Annotated in this window: 16 protein-coding genes; 15 read left to right on the top strand and 1 reads right to left on the bottom strand. The window is 33.0% G+C overall.

All coding sequences use genetic code 11. The features are described from left to right. The first annotated feature begins 2 nt into the window (after positions 1–2). The 14 genes from WA327_RS07690 to tsaB all read left to right on the top strand — a co-directional run bounded on the left by WA327_RS07690 (position 3) and on the right by tsaB (position 11,887). Entirely contained in the window at positions 3–587 is a 585-nt protein-coding gene (locus tag WA327_RS07690; RefSeq protein ID WP_336068267.1) for a cytochrome c oxidase subunit 3, read from the top strand. A gap of 109 nt (positions 588–696) precedes the next feature. Continuing rightward, positions 697–1,677 (top strand): cytochrome c oxidase subunit 3, encoded by a 981-nt coding sequence (locus WA327_RS07695; RefSeq protein ID WP_336068269.1) that lies wholly within the window; start codon positions 697–699, stop codon positions 1,675–1,677. Between the two features lie 21 nt (positions 1,678–1,698). Further along, the gene (locus WA327_RS07700) at positions 1,699–2,079 is read left to right on the top strand and encodes a cytochrome C oxidase subunit IV family protein (protein ID WP_336068270.1); all 381 of its coding nucleotides are present in this window, start codon (positions 1,699–1,701) and stop codon (positions 2,077–2,079) included. An 89-nt stretch (positions 2,080–2,168) separates the two neighbouring features. Next, positions 2,169–2,888 carry a hypothetical protein gene (locus WA327_RS07705; protein WP_336068272.1) on the top strand — a complete coding sequence of 240 codons (720 nt, stop codon included), beginning with the start codon at positions 2,169–2,171 and terminating at the stop codon, positions 2,886–2,888. Then, on the top strand, positions 2,881–3,630 hold the full coding sequence (locus WA327_RS07710) for an SCO family protein (RefSeq protein ID WP_336068273.1): 750 nt from the start codon (positions 2,881–2,883) through the stop codon (positions 3,628–3,630). The genes WA327_RS07705 and WA327_RS07710 overlap by 8 nt, the downstream gene beginning before the upstream one ends. 55 nt (positions 3,631–3,685) lie before the next feature. Beyond that, the gene (locus WA327_RS07715; protein ID WP_336068275.1) at positions 3,686–4,231 is read left to right on the top strand and encodes a DUF420 domain-containing protein; all 546 of its coding nucleotides are present in this window, start codon (positions 3,686–3,688) and stop codon (positions 4,229–4,231) included. Positions 4,232–4,267: 36 nt separating this feature from the next. Then, positions 4,268–4,486, top strand: coding sequence for a hypothetical protein (locus WA327_RS07720; protein WP_336068277.1), 219 nt, complete (start codon positions 4,268–4,270; stop codon positions 4,484–4,486). Positions 4,487–4,622: 136 nt separating this feature from the next. Then, the gene (locus WA327_RS07725) at positions 4,623–5,441 is read left to right on the top strand and encodes a carboxypeptidase-like regulatory domain-containing protein (RefSeq protein ID WP_336068307.1); all 819 of its coding nucleotides are present in this window, start codon (positions 4,623–4,625) and stop codon (positions 5,439–5,441) included. A 133-nt stretch (positions 5,442–5,574) separates the two neighbouring features. After that, the gene (locus WA327_RS07730) at positions 5,575–6,276 is read left to right on the top strand and encodes an ABC transporter ATP-binding protein (RefSeq protein WP_336068279.1); all 702 of its coding nucleotides are present in this window, start codon (positions 5,575–5,577) and stop codon (positions 6,274–6,276) included. Continuing rightward, positions 6,269–7,498, top strand: coding sequence for an ABC transporter permease (locus tag WA327_RS07735; RefSeq protein WP_336068282.1), 1,230 nt, complete (start codon positions 6,269–6,271; stop codon positions 7,496–7,498). Before WA327_RS07730 ends, WA327_RS07735 begins: the two co-directional genes overlap by 8 nt. A 1-nt stretch (position 7,499) precedes the next feature. Then, positions 7,500–8,741: an ABC transporter permease gene (locus tag WA327_RS07740; RefSeq protein WP_336068285.1), complete on the top strand. Its 1,242-nt coding sequence runs from the start codon at positions 7,500–7,502 to the stop codon at positions 8,739–8,741. 30 nt (positions 8,742–8,771) lie between these two features. Further along, positions 8,772–9,893, top strand: coding sequence for an efflux RND transporter periplasmic adaptor subunit (locus WA327_RS07745; protein WP_106677493.1), 1,122 nt, complete (start codon positions 8,772–8,774; stop codon positions 9,891–9,893). Continuing rightward, positions 9,877–11,214 (top strand): TolC family protein, encoded by a 1,338-nt coding sequence (locus tag WA327_RS07750; RefSeq protein ID WP_336068289.1) that lies wholly within the window; start codon positions 9,877–9,879, stop codon positions 11,212–11,214. Before WA327_RS07745 ends, WA327_RS07750 begins: the two co-directional genes overlap by 17 nt. A 4-nt stretch (positions 11,215–11,218) precedes the next feature. Beyond that, positions 11,219–11,887: a tRNA (adenosine(37)-N6)-threonylcarbamoyltransferase complex dimerization subunit type 1 TsaB gene (tsaB, locus tag WA327_RS07755; RefSeq protein ID WP_336068292.1), complete on the top strand. Its 669-nt coding sequence runs from the start codon at positions 11,219–11,221 to the stop codon at positions 11,885–11,887. Here tsaB and WA327_RS07760 read toward each other — a convergent pair whose 3' ends face one another. Further along, the gene (locus WA327_RS07760; RefSeq protein ID WP_336068295.1) at positions 11,888–12,697 is read right to left on the bottom strand and encodes a mechanosensitive ion channel domain-containing protein; all 810 of its coding nucleotides are present in this window, start codon (positions 12,695–12,697) and stop codon (positions 11,888–11,890) included. A gap of 198 nt (positions 12,698–12,895) precedes the next feature. On the opposite strand from WA327_RS07760, the gene WA327_RS07765 reads away from it, so the two are divergent. Next, positions 12,896–16,723: choice-of-anchor L domain-containing protein (locus WA327_RS07765; RefSeq protein ID WP_336068297.1), on the top strand; the 3,828-nt coding region annotated here is incomplete at its 3' end.

Here is a 16,723-nt window from a genome sequence, read left to right on the forward strand (position 1 = left end):
CAATGGATTTAACCGAAGGAACAATTCAAGAAAAACACAGAAGATCAAGAAAAATGATGCTATACGTTGGTATAGGCGCATTAATTATGTCTTTTGCAGGTTGGACTAGTGCATTTATAGTAAGTAGCTCTAGACCAGATTGGTTGTCAGATTTTGTAATGCCACAACCGTTTTGGGTAAGCATTATAATCATGATAATTAGTAGTATCACATTTATAATAGCTAGAAAAGCTTTAGAAAAAAACAATAAGTCACTAACTACAGCAATGTTAGTAGTAACATTTGTTTTAGGACTATTATTTGTGTTTAATCAAATTAAAGGATTTAGTCAAATAATAGATATGGGCTATAATTTTACGGGACCAACAAGTAATGTAACCGTAAGTTATATCTACTTGATTGCGGTTGTGCATATCATTCACGTTTTTGCAGGTTTAATACCAATTTTGGTCGTAATAGTAAATCATTTAAGAGGAAAATATAGCTCAGAAGATTATGTAGGTTTTGAGTTAGCCGAAATATTTTGGCATTTTGTAGACCTATTATGGCTCTATTTATTTTTCTTTTTATACTTTTTCTTAAACTAAAAATTGAAGTAAAACCTTATTTAGACGCTTTAAAATTTAGAGGAAGCAATTTTTTTAAGTCAATAAAATGATTATTTTTGTCACACTTTTTAACAACTAATTTAACACTATGAGCACGACAGTTGCAACTACCAATACAGAAGGTAAAACTTGGAGTGGTGGAAATGAGCCACTTAAAGCAAGTTATGGTAAAATGATGATGTGGTTTTTTATCGTAACAGATGCCCTTACTTTTTCTGCGTTTCTAGCAGCTTACGGATTTTCAAGATTCAAATTTATAGACTCTTGGCCAATTGCAGATGAGGTTTTTACTCACATTCCTTTTTATCACGGAGATCCAATGCCAATGATTTATGTAGCGTTTATGACGTTTATATTAATCATGTCTTCTGTAACAATGGTATTAGCTGTAGATGCTGGTCACCACATGAAAAAGAATAAAGTAACTTGGTACTTATTCTTAACAATTATTGGTGGTATTATATTCGTAGGTTCTCAAGCATGGGAATGGGCAACATTTATCAAAGGAGATTACGGTGCTGTTCAAACTAAAGGTGGAAATATTTTACAATTTGTAGATACAAACGGAGAAAGAGTAGCAGTAAGAGATTTTGTTGTAGCTTCTCCTACAGAAAGAACTAACCACGAGCGTAAAAACGGACTTTGGTTTGTAGATGAAGGTACATTACCTCCTTACCAAATGAAAGACGTTGTTGCTGGATTAGAAGCAAATCCAAATATTTTAGTAAGAACTCAAATATTAAACGAAGAAAGACAAAAAACTGTGCTTTCTCGTGAAGAGTCTTTAGCTATAATCAAAAATAACGGTAAACGTGTTGTAGAAGGTGCTAACTTAGAGGTTAATGAATATGGTTCGCCTTTATTTGCAGATTTCTTCTTCTTCATTACAGGATTCCACGGGTTTCACGTATTCTCAGGAGTTGTAATAAACATCATTATTTGGTTTAATGTAATTTTAGGAACTTACGAAAGACGTAAAAACTACGAAATGGTAGAGAAAGTTGGACTTTACTGGCACTTTGTAGATTTAGTTTGGGTGTTCGTATTTACATTCTTCTACTTAGTATAATTTAATAGAAAAAGATTTATCATGGCAGATACACATAAATTAGAAATATTGAGAGGACTTATCAAATTTAAGTCTAATACACAAAAAATTTGGGGCGTTTTAATTCTATTATCTATTATTACAGCTATAGAAGTTATCTTAGGTATTTATAAACCAGAAGCTTTAGAAGGACATGTTTTAGGGATGAAAGCCTTAAACTGGATCTTTATTATATTAACTATTGTAAAAGCATATTACATTACTTGGGATTTCATGCACATGCGTGACGAAACTCCAGGTTTAAGACGTGCTGTTGTATGGACAGGCGTATTCTTAATCTGTTACTTAGTATTTATTTTACTACAAGAAGGAGGATATGTTTATGATGTTTACGATAACGGATTTATAAAAAGAGATTTCTAATAAAGAAACTTAACATAAATAATAGTAAAAAGGTGGTTTTTTAAAGCCACCTTTTTTATTTTTGCATAACGAAAAAACATCTTACTGTAATGAAGAAGAAAAATTTAAAAAAAGGAGTAATACTTAGTGTCTTATTCTTTCTGCCAGTTGTTTTTCTTTTGTTTTTATATCCTTCTACAAATAATTACAATCCGTTAGATATAGTGCATGAAGATGTTTTAGATTTTTCAAATTTATCATCTGCAAAAACAGATGTTTTATTAAAAGATCACATTACAGTTTTAGGATTTTTAGGAAATGACCCAGAATCTAAAATTGTAGAAACTTCCAATCTAAAAGAACTTATTTATGATAAGTTTCAAGGATTTAAAAAGTTTCAAATTGTTATGATTGTTGCAGAAGGAACAGAAGACAAAACAGAACGTTTATCTAAAGAACTTTCTAAATTCGAACCATTAGAATATTGGCATTTTGTAACATTAAATAATTCTGACACAAAAAAGATGTTCAATAGTCTAAGAACAAGTCAAATCTTAGATTATAATCAATCAATAGATAATGTATTTGTAATTGATAAAGATTTAAATCAAAGAGGAAGATTTGATGATAGAACAAAAAGAGAAATTAAAATGGAAGAGAAGCCATACATTTTAACGTCTTACAATGCAACAATGGTTTCTGAGTTAAAAAACAAATTAGCAGCAGAGGATTTACGTGTGTTATTTACAGAATACAGACAAAAGCGTAAAGGCGAATTTAACTCTACATTACGTAGAGCAGAAGATTTAAAAGGAGAGCAAAATGAGTAAAAAAGCAAACTATTCTTACGTAGGTATCGCGTTTATTATTTTATTATTTGGGATTATTTTTATCCCTAAAATAGTAGATAGAATAACTAATAAAGATGTTAACCGTACTTACGAAAGCAGATCAGGAAGTGTATTAAAAAATGCTTCAGAAGTTGATAATACAAAAAGCGAAAGTTTAGAGTATTTAATTATAGATGGCAAACGAAAAAAAGTGCCAGAGTTTAGCTTTACTGATCAAAACGGAAACACAATAACCAATAAAGATTATTTAGGAAAAGTATATATTGTTGAGTTTTTCTTTACAACTTGCCCAACAATTTGTCCAAGAATGAATAAGAATTTAGTAGACATTCAAAACACATTTAAAGACGAAACTGATTTTGGTGTAGCATCATTTAGTATTATGCCAGATACAGATACACCAGAAAAGTTAAAGGAATATGCCGAAAATTATGGAATAACAAACCCTAATTGGCATTTAATGACAGGAGATAAGCAAGATATTTATAACTTGTCAAATATTGGATTTAACATCTTTGTAGATGTTGAAAATTTTGAGCATTCAGGCGATTTTGCTTTAGTAGATAAAAACGGTTTTTTACGTTCTAGACAAGACGATTTTGGTAATCCAAAAATCTTTTACAAAGGCGTAATTAGCGAGCAAGAAAAAGTAGACGAAGACGGCAATCCGCAAGAAATCTCAATGCTAAAAGAAGATATAGCCAAATTATTAAAAGAATAAACAAACGTCACTTCGAGTGATTTTGAGGTACGAAAAATTGTATCGAGAAGAAAACATGAACACAGAAAACCTACAAGAAGAAAAAAAGTACAACAAATGGATTGTTGCACTTTCCGTAATTATTCCATTAGCTGTAGCAGCATTATTTGGTATAAAACTTAAAGATTTTGGTATAGACGTAGAGCCACTAACCTTTTTACCACCAATTTATGCAGCAATTAATGCAGTAACGGCAATTGTTTTAGTGTATGCTGTAATTTCAATTAAAAAAGGACAACGTCAACAACACGAAAATTTAATGAAGTTTGCGATAACGCTTTCAGTATTATTTTTAGTCATGTATGTTGCATATCATATGACTAGCGACTCGACCAAATTTGGAGGAGAAGGCGCAATAAAATACATCTATTACTTCATTTTAATCACTCATATTGTATTGTCTGTTGCAGTAATACCATTTGTGTTAATTACATATGTAAGAGCCATTACAAATAATTTTGAAAGACATAAAAAAATAGCAAAAATTACTTTTCCGTTGTGGTTGTATGTAGCGGTAACAGGAGTTATAGTTTATGTAATGATTTCACCTTATTATGTTTAATTTGTCTGTTCGAGCGCAGTCGAGAACTAATTAATAATGAAAACAAAATTTCTTTTTATAATTATATCATGCTTTTTCTTTCTAAAAAGTAACGCGCAATGCGCTATGTGTCGTGCTGTTTTAGAAAACGAAGAAGGACAATCTGCAGCAAAAGGAATTAACGACGGTATTATTTATTTAATGTCTATACCTTATATCTTAGTGTTTGGTTTAGGCTTTTTCGTGTATTGGAAATATTTTAGGAAGAAAGCTTAAACGTAAAGAAATTTAGAAAACTCCATGATAATTTAATCTTGGAGTTTTTTTATATTTATAACTATGAGAAATCTAATAGTATTGTTTTTTTTTTTTTTTTTACTTAATCTCATTTTCTCAAGAAATTTCGGGAACAATAATAGATTTTGATTCCAGTGAAAAATTACCTTATGCGAATATTACATTCTTAAAAGTTAATAAAGGCAATTACTCTAAAGAAGATGGCTCGTTTAAGTTAACATTGCCAAATAAAGATTTAATTACAGATAGCCTATTAATAAGTTTTGTTGGGTATCCGTCCAAAAAAATAAGTGTAAAAAGTTTGTTGAATAATCATAGGACTATTAAACTTAAAAAGGATAATCAAGTTTTAGACGAAGTTATTCTTAATGTAAAAAAAGCAAAATATTCATCAACAAAATCTTTAAGTGTAAAACATAAAGGTTTATATGCTTCTTCTGAGCCCTTTGGAAACGAAACAATTACATTTATTGAAAATGAGAAGAATAAAAAAGGGAAGATAACTAATGTCGAATTAAACTTTAAAGCTAACAAAAGAGAAAATATAAAAACTTACAAAGCTTATTTTAGAGTCAAATTTTATGAATTAGACAGTATAACTAAAGCGCCTGGTAAGTTATTGTCTTATGATGATATAATTATTAAACCTGAAAATAAGACTCAGAAAGTAAAAGTAGATTTAGAGGATAATTTTATTTTATTTCCAAAGAATGGAGTTTTTGTTGGTCTAGAGGTCATTAAACCATCTTCGGTTACTGTAAACAGTTCAATGTATGTTGTCGCTCCTGCAATAACAAAATCACATACAGAAACACCATTGTCTTGGTATAGATATAGAGGTAAGAATTGGTTTTTAAATGACAGAAAATCTCCTTTTAAAAAGAAATTTTATACTAGTAATTACGTTTCAATTGATGTAAAATACATTAAATAAAAAAAGATTTTATTTCTACTTCCTAAGTTGATTTTAACTTTTAACAAAATATTTCAAAAAAAATTGTAACAAATCTTGTCCTTTGTAGTCTAATTGATAATGAGTAACTTCAATCAATCAAAAATCATCAATTATGCTCACCATAAAAAAACTACACAAGTCTTACCCAATTGGGGATTCTAGTCTGCATGTTTTAAAAGGAATTGATCTACAAGTCGAAGAAGGCGAAATGGTTGCCATCATGGGTTCTTCTGGTTCAGGAAAATCTACGCTGCTTAACATTATTGGTATGTTAGACGAAGCAGATTTAGGTGAATATATTTTAGATGGCGTACCCATTAAAAATCTTACCGAGAAAAAAGCAGCCATTTATCGTAATAAATTTTTAGGATTTATATTTCAGTCGTTTAACTTAATCAGTTACAAAAACGCTTTAGAAAATGTGGCGCTACCGCTATACTATCAAGGTCAAAAAAGAAAAGAACGTTTAGAAAAAGCCTTATTTCATCTTGAAAAAGTAGGTTTAAAAGAATGGGCACATCACTTGCCAAACGAGCTTTCTGGAGGACAAAAACAACGTGTTGCAATTGCTCGCGCTTTAGCAGCCAACCCAAAACTGTTACTAGCAGATGAGCCAACAGGAGCTTTAGATACCAAAACATCTTATGAGATTATGGATTTTATCCAGTCTTTAAATGATGAAGGAAAAACAATATTAATGGTTACCCACGAAGAAGATATAGCCAATATGTGCAAGCGTATAGTACGTCTTAAAGATGGTGTGATTATGGAAGATACAGTTGTAGAACAAGTAAGAGCATCTCAATATGTTTGATATAGATCTTTGGCGCGAGATATTTCAAAGTATCAACAAAAACCGAACTAGAAGTTTACTGTCTGGTTTTACGGTAGCATTTGCTATTTTGTTGTTTGTTATACTTTTTGGTATTGCCAACGGACTTAAAAATACCTTTGCAGAAGCTTTTGTAGATGATGCCGCCAATTCTATTAATATTTTTGCTGGTATGACAACCAAAGCCTACAAAGGGTTGCAATCAGGTAGACGTATTCAACTTAAAAATGAAGATCAAGATTTCATAGAAGACGAATACGGAAATAAAATACAATATATCACTTCAAGAATTTACAAAAACGTCAACGCATCTTTCCGTAATGAAAAAAACAGTTACAATTTAAGAGCTGTAAATCCAGATCATCAGTTTTTAGAAAAAACGATGATAAGAGATGGACGATATATAAATCAATTAGATATTGATAATAAGTCTAAAGTTGTTGTTATTGGTCGTTTAGTTGAAGAAGATTTATTCTTAAAAACAACTGCTTTGGGTAAATATATCAACTTAAGTGGTATACCTTATAAAGTCGTAGGAATTTTTACTGATGATGGTGGAGATAATGAAGAACGAATGATTTATATGCCAGTATCAACTGCGCAACAGGTTTATGGTAATAATGATTATATAGATCAGATCAACTTAGGGTATAATCCAGAGATGGATTATGATCAAGCTATAAATTTTGGAAGACAATTAGAAAATAAATTAAAAGAACGTTTTACAATTTCACCTAAAGATCAACGCGCCATTAGAATTCGTAATATGGCAGAAGGAACTCAGCAGATTGGTATGATGACCTTTGGTTTAACTGTTATTATCATTGTCATCGGGTTTGGAACTTTGATTGCAGGAATTGTTGGTATTAGCAACATTATGATTTTTATAGTGAAAGAACGTACCAAAGAAATAGGTATACGTAAAGCACTTGGGGCATCACCACGATCAATAGTTTCAATAATTTTAATAGAATCTATCCTAATTACAGCAATTGCTGGTTATGTAGGATTGTTAATTGGTGTTGGTGTTTTAGAATTTGTTGGACCAATTTTAGAGCCTTACTTTATTAAAGATCCAGGTGTAAGTACCAGTTTGGTTGTAAGTGCAACCATTACGTTAATTATTGCAGGATCTATAGCAGGATATTTACCAGCAAAAAAGGCATCAAAAATAAAACCAATAGTAGCACTTAGAAACGATTAATATGAAGTTTTTATTCGAAAGAGATACTTGGCAAGAAGTGTACGAAAGTTTAAGCAAAAATAAACTTCGTACCATATTAACCATGGTTGGTGTTTGGTGGGGAATTTTACTCCTTATCGGTTTACTTGGTGCTGCACGCGGATTAGAAAATTCGTTTAACAGATTATTTGGTGACTTTGCTACAAACAGTGTATTTGTTTGGGGACAAAGTACAAGCAAACCTTTTAAAGGTTTTCAAGAAGGAAGACAAGTACAATTACAATTATCTGACGCTAAAAAAGTAGAAGAAAATGTAGAAGGGATTGAGTTTGTTGTACCTCGTAATCAAAATCAAGCACAAGTTGTTAGAAATTTTTTATCAGGGACATTTAGTTTAAATGGAGATTATCCTTTATTAGATAAAGTACAGAAGAAAAAGCTAATTCACGGTAGATTTATCAATCAAAATGATATAGATAATAATAGAAAAGTTGTTGTGATTTCAGAAGAAGTCTACAAGCAATTATTTGAAAAAGATGCCGAAATGATTGGCGAATACGTTCAAATAAACGACATGAATTTTAAAGTGGTTGGTATGTTCCAAAACGGAAATGTAAATATGGGACCAACCAGTGATATGCACATACCGTTTACAACATTTCAGCAGATCTATAATTTAGGAGATAGAATTGGTTGGATGATGATTACCGGTAAACCAGAATATGATATCGCTCAAATAGAACAAGACGCAAAATTATTACTGCGTAATCTAAATAGAATTCACCCAGAAGATAATCGTGCTTTTGGTAGTTTTAACTTAGGTAAAGAGTTTAAAAAAGTAACCGGCTTTTTAGTTGGTATGCAGTTTTTAACTTGGTTTGTAGGTATAGCAACATTAATTGCAGGTGTTTTTGCAATTGGAAATATTTTACTAATTACAGTAAAAGAACGTACTAAAGAAATTGGTGTAAGACGAGCATTAGGGGCAACACCTTTTGAGATAAAACGACAAATTTTAGTAGAAGCCGTTTTCTTAACCATATTTGCAGGAATATTAGGAATAATTTCTGGAGGTTGGATATTAATAGCATTAGATGCAGCTTTTGGACAAGGTGATGAAGCGGTTATAGTAAACGCTTCAGTCTCTATAGCAGTCGTTTTTATAGCATTAATTATACTTGTTGTTTTAGGAACATTAATAGGATTAATACCAGCATTTAAAGCCACAAGTATAAAACCAATAGAAGCATTAAGAGAAGAATAAACTAAACAATCAAAATTAATAATCAATACAATGAGTAAAACAGCAAAAATCCTAATTAGCGTCATAGTAATAGTATTACTGCTAGCTGTAGTTTTAAAGTATTTTAATAACGCTAATTCTAAAGCTATTGAAGAGTTTAAAGTGGAAGAGCCATTTTATACCTCAATTAACACTAAAGTTGTCGCAACAGGAAAATTAAATCCAGAGGAAGAAATTGAGCTTAAACCTCAAATCTCAGGAATCGTAGATAAAGTGTTAGTAGAAGAAGGAGATATCGTAGAAAAAGGAGATTTAATTGCAAAAATTAGAGTCGTTCCTAACGAGCAAAATTTAGCAAGTGCAAGCAGTCGTATTGCATCAGCTAAATTATCTATGAATAATGCTGAAACACTGTACAACAGAAACAAAACTCTTTTTGAAAAAGGAGTAGTTTCTAAACAAGATTTTGAAAATAGCGAGCTGTCTTACAACCAAGCTAAAGAAACTTATAACCAAGCTTTAAACGATTATCAAATCATAAAACGCGGATCGTTATCTGGCGGAAGTAGTGCAAACACAAACATTACTGCACAAATTGCAGGAACAATTCTAGAAATCCCAATTCGAGAAGGTGACCAAGTCATTCAAAGTAACAACTTTAATGCAGGTACAACTATTGCTACTATTGCAGATATGAGTAAAATGATTTTTGAAGGAAAAGTAGACGAAGCTGAAGTTGGTAAAATAGAAGAAGGCAAAAAGATAAAAGTAGTTTTAGGAGCTTTAAACGAAAAAGACTTCCCTGCAACTTTAACCTTTGTAGCGCCTAAAGGAATAGAAGAAAATGGTGCAGTACAATTTACTATTAAAGCAGATGTAGATGTAGAACAATCTACAAAAATTAGAGCAGGTTATAGTGCTAATGCAGAAATAGAAATGGAAAGCAAAGACAGTATTCTTTCAATTAAAGAATCATTACTTCAGTTTGATAGAATAACAGAAAAGCCATTTGTTGAAAAACAAAAAGAAGACGGCACTTTTGAAAAAGTAGATGTAGAAACTGGTATATCAGACGGTATCAATATCGAAATTACTGAAGGTGTAAGCGAAGGAGATAAAATAAAAGTGTGGAATAAAGCATCAAAAGATAATAATGATGGAGGTAACAACTAAGATAAAACAACTAGCCCTAGCAGGATTGCTGTTAGTAGGATTATCTGCTTCAGCACAACAAAAAAAATGGAGCTTACAAGAGTGTGTAGATTATGCGCTTGAGAATAATATAACTATTTTACAAGGTGAAAATGCTATTTTAACTAATGAGCAAAATGTAGATGCTGCCAATGGACAATTTTTACCAAGTGTAAGCGGATTTGTAGGTCATACAGTATCCTTAGGAAACAGAGAACTTTTCCCTGGGCAATTTGTAGATCGTACAGATAACTCTACAAATGCCTCTATAAGTTTGAGTCAAACTGTTTTTAATGGATTTAGATTAACAAATCTTTATAAGCAGTCACAACTTAATTTAGAAACTTCAAAGCTAGAACTTAATAGAATAAAGGACGATATTTCTTTAAACGTTGTTAACGCATATTTAAATGTGCTATTCAATATCGAAAATCTTGAAATAGCACAAGCGCAGTACGATTTTAGTAAGAAACAATTAGATCAAGTACGAGAGTTGGTTGAAGCAGGTGTACAACCTCAAGCCAATGTTTATGATGCAGAAGCAACACTAAGCAGTGATCTTCAAAATGTAACAGTTGCTGAAAATAATTATGAATTAGCATTACTTTCTTTATCTCAATTGTTACAATTACCCTATGAAGGTTTTGAAGTAGAAGTAATAGAGTTAGATAACCCTTCATCAGAATTGATGTATAAGAATGCTAGTCCAATAGTTAGTTATGCTCTAGACAATAGATACGAAATTAAAGTAGCTCAAAAAAACATTGAAAACTCTGCTTTAAATACAGAAATATCTAAGAGTGGATATTTACCAACAGTTTCATTTAACTACGCATTTGGATCGAATGTCTTTTTTACAAATCTTATAGACACAGAAGATTCTTTTTTCAATCAGTTAAATAACCAAAAAGGACATAGATTTTCTTTAAATGTAAGCGTTCCAATATTTTCGCAGTTTCAGAATAAAACCAATGTCGCTAAAGCAAAAATTCAAGAAGAAAATGCTCAGCTTAATCTTAAACAAGCTAAGTTAGATGTAGAAGCAAATGTACAACGTGCCTTTACAGATGCTAAAGCAGCTTTAAGAGCTTACGAAGCGGCAAAGTCTAGCCTGCAATCTCAAAAAATTGCATTTCAAAACTCACAAGAAAGATATGATATAGGCGCAATGAATGCTTTTGATTTAGAACAATCAAGATTAAGATTGGTCAATGCAGAATCATCTTTAATTAATGCTAAATACGATTTTATTTTTAAAACAAAAGTGTTAGATTTCTACCTTGGTAAACCAATAACTCAGTAATACTTTGGCATACATTTTAAATATAGAAACTGCAACAACAAACTGTTCTGTTTCTGTTGCAAAAGACGGTAAAACTATAGCTTTAAAAGAAGACTATGACAACGGTTATAGTCATGCAGAAAAGCTTCATGTTTATATAGATGAAGTTTTAAAAGAAGCACAAATCGAAAAGCAACAATTAGATGCAGTTGCGGTTAGTAAAGGACCAGGTTCTTATACTGGTTTGCGTATTGGTGTATCAGCAGCAAAAGGATTGTGCTTTGCGTTAGAAGTTCCTTTAATTGCTGTATCTACTTTAGAGGCTTTAGCACATCAAGTTGAAGCTGAAAGCGGCTTAATTGTACCAATGTTAGATGCGAGACGCTTAGAAGTGTATTCAGCAATTTTCAATTCAGATTATCAAGAAGTAAGAGCTATTGAAGCTCAAGTTTTAGATGAAAACTCTTTCTCTGAATATTTAAAAGAGAATAAAGTCTATTTTATAGGGAATGGTGTAAAAAAGACAATGGATTTAATTAAAAGCGAAAACGCAATTTTTATAGAAGAAAAGTTGCCTTCAGCTAAAGAAATGAGTGTATTGTCTTTTGAAGCATACAAAATAAGCAACATACAAGATGTTGCTTATTTTGAACCTTTTTATTTAAAAGATTTTGTTGCTGTAAAAGCTAAATAATTAGCCTTTTTTTTGTATTTCAACTTGATGTGGGTAAGGTATTTCTATACAAGCAGCGTCTAGAGCTTCTTTTGTGTTTTCCATAGTTTCAAAATATACAGCCCAATAATCCTCAGCCTTACACCAAGGTCTAACAGCGAAGTTTACAGAGCTATCAGCTAGTTCTAAAACGTTAACCGTAGGAGCAGGTTCTTTTAAAACTTTAGGGTTTTCTGTAATAACTTTCATTAAAACCTCTTTGGTTTTTTTAATATCAGAATCGTATCCAACACCAAACACTAAGTCTACACGTCTTGTACCTTCTGTAGTGTAGTTTACAATGTTTCCATTAGATAATGCACCATTTGGGATAATAATTTCTTTGTTGGATAGTCCGATAAGTTTTGTTGTAAAAATTTCAATTTCTTTTACAACACCAATTTCACCTTGAGCTTCAATTAAATCGCCTATTTTTATAGGTTTAAAAATCATTAATAAAACTCCGCCTGCAAAGTTGCCTAAAGAACCTTGTAATGCCATACCAATTGCTAAACCAGCAGCTGCTAAAATTGCTGCAAAAGATGTAGTTTCTACACCAAGTTTAGATAGAATTGCAAGTATTAGTAAGATTTTTAAAACCCATCCTAAGAAGTTAACTAAAAACTTTTTTAGGCTTTCGTCGTACTCTCTTTTTTCCATAAATTTCTTAGTAGAACTAAGGAGTTTTTTAATAATCCATGATCCAACAATCCAGATAATAATTGCGGCAATAATTCTTAATCCATAATCAGCAGCGTATTTAATACCTGTATCAATCCATTCTTCTTTCATAATTAAATATTTATTCAGTTGATTTTAAGTTCAAAGTTAGGAATTTATTATGTTAACTTGTTTTATATTTGGTGAAACTATTTAAATAGTCGAAAAGCGATTTTTATCGATGAAATAGTTAAATAATCAGATTTATTAGGCAGAATTCGCTCTAAGTTGTAAATTCAGCCTTATTTTAACAAATTCTTTACAAAAAGCATGAAGAAATTTTTACTATCGTTATTGTCTTTTTTCTTTGTAATCTTAGGATATGCACAAGATATTAATATGCAAAATGGAACATTTAACCAATGTTCAGGAGTTTTTTATGATTCAGGAGGAGACTCAGCTAATTATGCTAATGATGAAGACTTTGTTGTGACTATCTGTCCTGATGGACCTGATCAGTTTATTCAGTTAGATTTTACTTTGTTTAGTACGCAAATGAATCTAGATGTCATGACTATTTATGATGGAGACGATACAACAGCACCTGTAATTGGTACATATTCTGGTGGAGGAGCAGCAAATAACCCTGGTACGGTTTCTGCATCAACTACAAGTGCAACAGGCTGTATTACAATACAATTTACTTCAGATGGTTCTGCTAACACTTTGGGTTGGGCAGCTAATATATCGTGTTTGCAGTCTTGTCAAACAATTATTCCGACTATAGATTCTACAGATCCTGTTGCTAATGGTTCTGGTGTTATTCAAATTCCTTTAGGCGGAACTGTACTATTTGATGGTAGCGCTACTTTTGAAGAAGATGGAACTGGTGCTACTTACAGCTGGAATTTTGGAGATGCTGCTGTGGCTACAGGGCAGTCAGTAAGTCATACATATAATAACTTAGGTACATTCACAGTAACGTTTACGGTTACAGATACAAATCCCACGGGTTGTGCAACGTTTTATCAAGTTCAAGTTGAGGTTTTAAGCCCTTATATAGACGTCGATCAGACTACTTATACTGTAGATGAGTTGGTTACTGATGTTTTGATAGATAGTCCATGTGCAGCAGTTTCAAATATTAACTGGAGCACAGGAACTAATTTTGGTCAAGAAAACGGGATTGGATATTTTACAGCCTTACCAGGAGCTTTTCCTTTCGAAGCAGGAATTATTTTAAATTCAGGTGATGCAATGGAGGCAGAAGGTCCGGAAACAGGAACCCAAAGTAGTGGAGGTTGGCCAGGTGATGCTGATTTAGAAAACGCAATTCCAGCTTTAAATGCAGGTGATACAAATGATGCAAGCTTTATAGAATTTGACTTTGTTCCTATCGCCAACTCTATAAGCTTCGACTTTTTATTCGCATCTGAAGAATATGGAACATTTCAATGTGGTTTTACAGATGCATTTGCCTTTTTATTAACAGATTTAACAACAGGCGTAACAACTAACCTAGCTTTAGTACCAGGTACTACAGATGTAGTTTCTGTGTTTACTGTACGTGATAATGCATATAATGCAAGTTGCGCTTCTGTTAATCCAGGTTATTTTGACTCTTTCTATGGTACAGGAGGTCAGCCTCTAGTGAACGATCCAATAGATTTTAGAGGTTACACTAGATCAATGACAGCTTTTTCAAATGTTACACCTAACAACAACTACAGAATAAAGTTGGTTATAGCAGATGATGGAGATACTCTATTTAACGCAGCAGTGTTTTTAGGGGCTGGTTCTTTCGATTTGGGAGGAGATTTAGGAGATGATGTAACTATATCTGCAGGAACTGCTATTTGTGAAGGAGGAGCTGTAACACTTGATACAGGGCTGTCAACAGCAACACACACTTGGTATTTTGAAGGTAGTCCTATCTCTGGAGAAACTGGACCATCTATAGATGTGTATCAAGAAGGAAATTATAGTGTCGATATTGTTTATTCTGCATCATGTCAAACCTCAGATTCTATCTATATTGAATTTCTACCTAATCCAGTAATAGAAAACACAATAGATATTTTAGAATGTGATGTGTTTTCTGCAGATGAAACTTTTGATTTAACAGTTAATGATACTGAAGCTATAGGAACTCAAGATGCATCTTTATTTAATGTTAGCTACCATAATTCAGCAACAGATGCTCTAAATGGAACTAACGCCATTACAACTCCAGATAACTATGTAACTTCAGGTCCTTATCCAGAAACGATTCATATAAGAATTGAAGATATTGCATCAGAAACATGTGTTGATACTAGTAGTTTTATTCTTGATATTTATTCCTTATCAATCAATCCAGCGCCCGACATGGAGGTTTGTGATGATCCGTCCAATGATGGTGTAGAGCCCTTTGATTTAGAGAGTCAGACGCCATTAATATTAGGGACACAACCAGCAGCAGATTATGTAGTAACGTATCATAATAGTTTTGCGGAGGCAGATTCAGGTACAAACGCATTAGTTAGTCCATACATTGGCGGGCCAAACGAGCCAATATATGTAAGGATAGAAGCAGCAGGCGATGCCACTTGTTATAGTGCTACAGCAATGCCATTATTTTATTTAATAGTCAATACTAATGACGATTCCAGTTTCACAGCGAGTCCAACCTGTGATGGGGCAGTGATGAGTAATGTATCAACACCAGGGGGAACCTTTGCATTGACTACAACAGGAGCAACGATAGATCCATTAACCGGTACGGTAACAGGCGCAGTATCAGGATCAACACATACCGTAACCTACACAACCGCAGGTATATGTCCAACGACAACATCAGTAGACTTTACAGTATTAATTACCGATGATGCAAGTTTCACGATGCAACCGACGTGTGATGGCGCAGTAGTAGACAGTGAAGCGACACCAGGAACCTACGCCTTTAATCCATTACCAGGAGATGGAGCAACGATAGATTCAGCCACAGGAACTATAATGAATGGAACACAAGGATCAACATATACTGTAGAGCATACTACCAATGGAGTATGTCCAGCATCAACAACCGTAGATGTAACAGTATATCCAGTAGAAGATCCAAGTTTTACGGTAACACCAACCTGTGATGGCGCAACAGTGACTATAACAGGAGATGCGGGCGGAACCTTTGCCTTAAACCCAGATCCAGGCGCACCAGTAACGATAGACGCATCAACAGGAGAAGTTACAGGAGGCGACTATGGTGTAACGTTTACCATAGAATATACGACATCAGGACCATGTCCGGAAGTAAGTACTCAAAACGTGACCACATTAACAGAAGACGATCCAAGCTTTACGATGATACCAAATTGTGATGGAGGTATAGTAGATACAGTAGCAATGCCAGGTGGAACCTATACATTTAATCCACCAGCACCAGCAGGAGACACTGTTCAAATAAACCCAACAACAGGAGAAGTAACAACAGCGACACCAGGAACAAGTTATACAGTAGAATATACAACAGCAACCCAATGTCCAGCGACCAGTACATTTGTATTAAATGTATTACCAGCAGATAACTCAAGTTTTATATTGGATCCAACCTGTGACGGAGCAACAGCAACCGTAACAGGATTATCAGGCGGAACCTTTGCATTAACCACAACAGGCGCAACGATAGATCCAGTAACAGGAACCATAACAGGAGCATTGCCAAGCTCAGTACATACTGTAGAGTATACAACAAATGGACCGTGTCCAACAACAACGACGCAAAATGTAGTGGTGCATCCAGAAGTAATTGCGATAGATCCAACACCATTAGAGGTATGTGATGATAACGTGCCAGATGGTATCACGCAAATTGATTTAACTTTAAAAGATACAGAAGTAACAGGAGGTATAGCGACTTATGTGGCAAGTTATTATCTAACATTTACCGATGCAGATACAGCAACAAATCCACTACCAATACCATACACAAACCTTGTAAATGGACAAATAATTCATGTAAGAGTAGAAGATGCAAACACAGGATGTTATGATACAACAACTTTAGAGTTACAAGTAGAACAAGCACCAACAGCCTTTACACCAACACCATTAGAGTTTTGTGATCCAGACAGTGATGGTTTTGGAGAATTTATGTTAACCGATGCAGACACGCAAGTAACA

Source organism: Mesoflavibacter sp. CH_XMU1404-2 (genome assembly GCF_037029465.1).
Lineage (GTDB): Bacteria > Bacteroidota > Bacteroidia > Flavobacteriales > Flavobacteriaceae > Mesoflavibacter.

Coding starts and splice junctions, on each gene's coding strand:
- WA327_RS07695 (WP_336068269.1), top strand. CDS start 697: ATGAGCACGACAGTTGCAACTACCAATACAGAAGGTAAAACTTGGAGT.
- WA327_RS07705 (WP_336068272.1), top strand. CDS start 2,169: ATGAAGAAGAAAAATTTAAAAAAAGGAGTAATACTTAGTGTCTTATTC.
- WA327_RS07760 (WP_336068295.1), bottom strand. CDS start 12,697: ATGAAAGAAGAATGGATTGATACAGGTATTAAATACGCTGCTGATTAT.
- WA327_RS07740 (WP_336068285.1), top strand. CDS start 7,500: ATGAAGTTTTTATTCGAAAGAGATACTTGGCAAGAAGTGTACGAAAGT.
- WA327_RS07745 (WP_106677493.1), top strand. CDS start 8,772: ATGAGTAAAACAGCAAAAATCCTAATTAGCGTCATAGTAATAGTATTA.
- WA327_RS07710 (WP_336068273.1), top strand. CDS start 2,881: ATGAGTAAAAAAGCAAACTATTCTTACGTAGGTATCGCGTTTATTATT.
- WA327_RS07715 (WP_336068275.1), top strand. CDS start 3,686: ATGAACACAGAAAACCTACAAGAAGAAAAAAAGTACAACAAATGGATT.
- WA327_RS07700 (WP_336068270.1), top strand. CDS start 1,699: ATGGCAGATACACATAAATTAGAAATATTGAGAGGACTTATCAAATTT.
- WA327_RS07730 (WP_336068279.1), top strand. CDS start 5,575: ATGCTCACCATAAAAAAACTACACAAGTCTTACCCAATTGGGGATTCT.
- WA327_RS07690 (WP_336068267.1), top strand. CDS start 3: ATGGATTTAACCGAAGGAACAATTCAAGAAAAACACAGAAGATCAAGA.
- WA327_RS07735 (WP_336068282.1), top strand. CDS start 6,269: ATGTTTGATATAGATCTTTGGCGCGAGATATTTCAAAGTATCAACAAA.
- WA327_RS07720 (WP_336068277.1), top strand. CDS start 4,268: ATGAAAACAAAATTTCTTTTTATAATTATATCATGCTTTTTCTTTCTA.
- WA327_RS07750 (WP_336068289.1), top strand. CDS start 9,877: ATGGAGGTAACAACTAAGATAAAACAACTAGCCCTAGCAGGATTGCTG.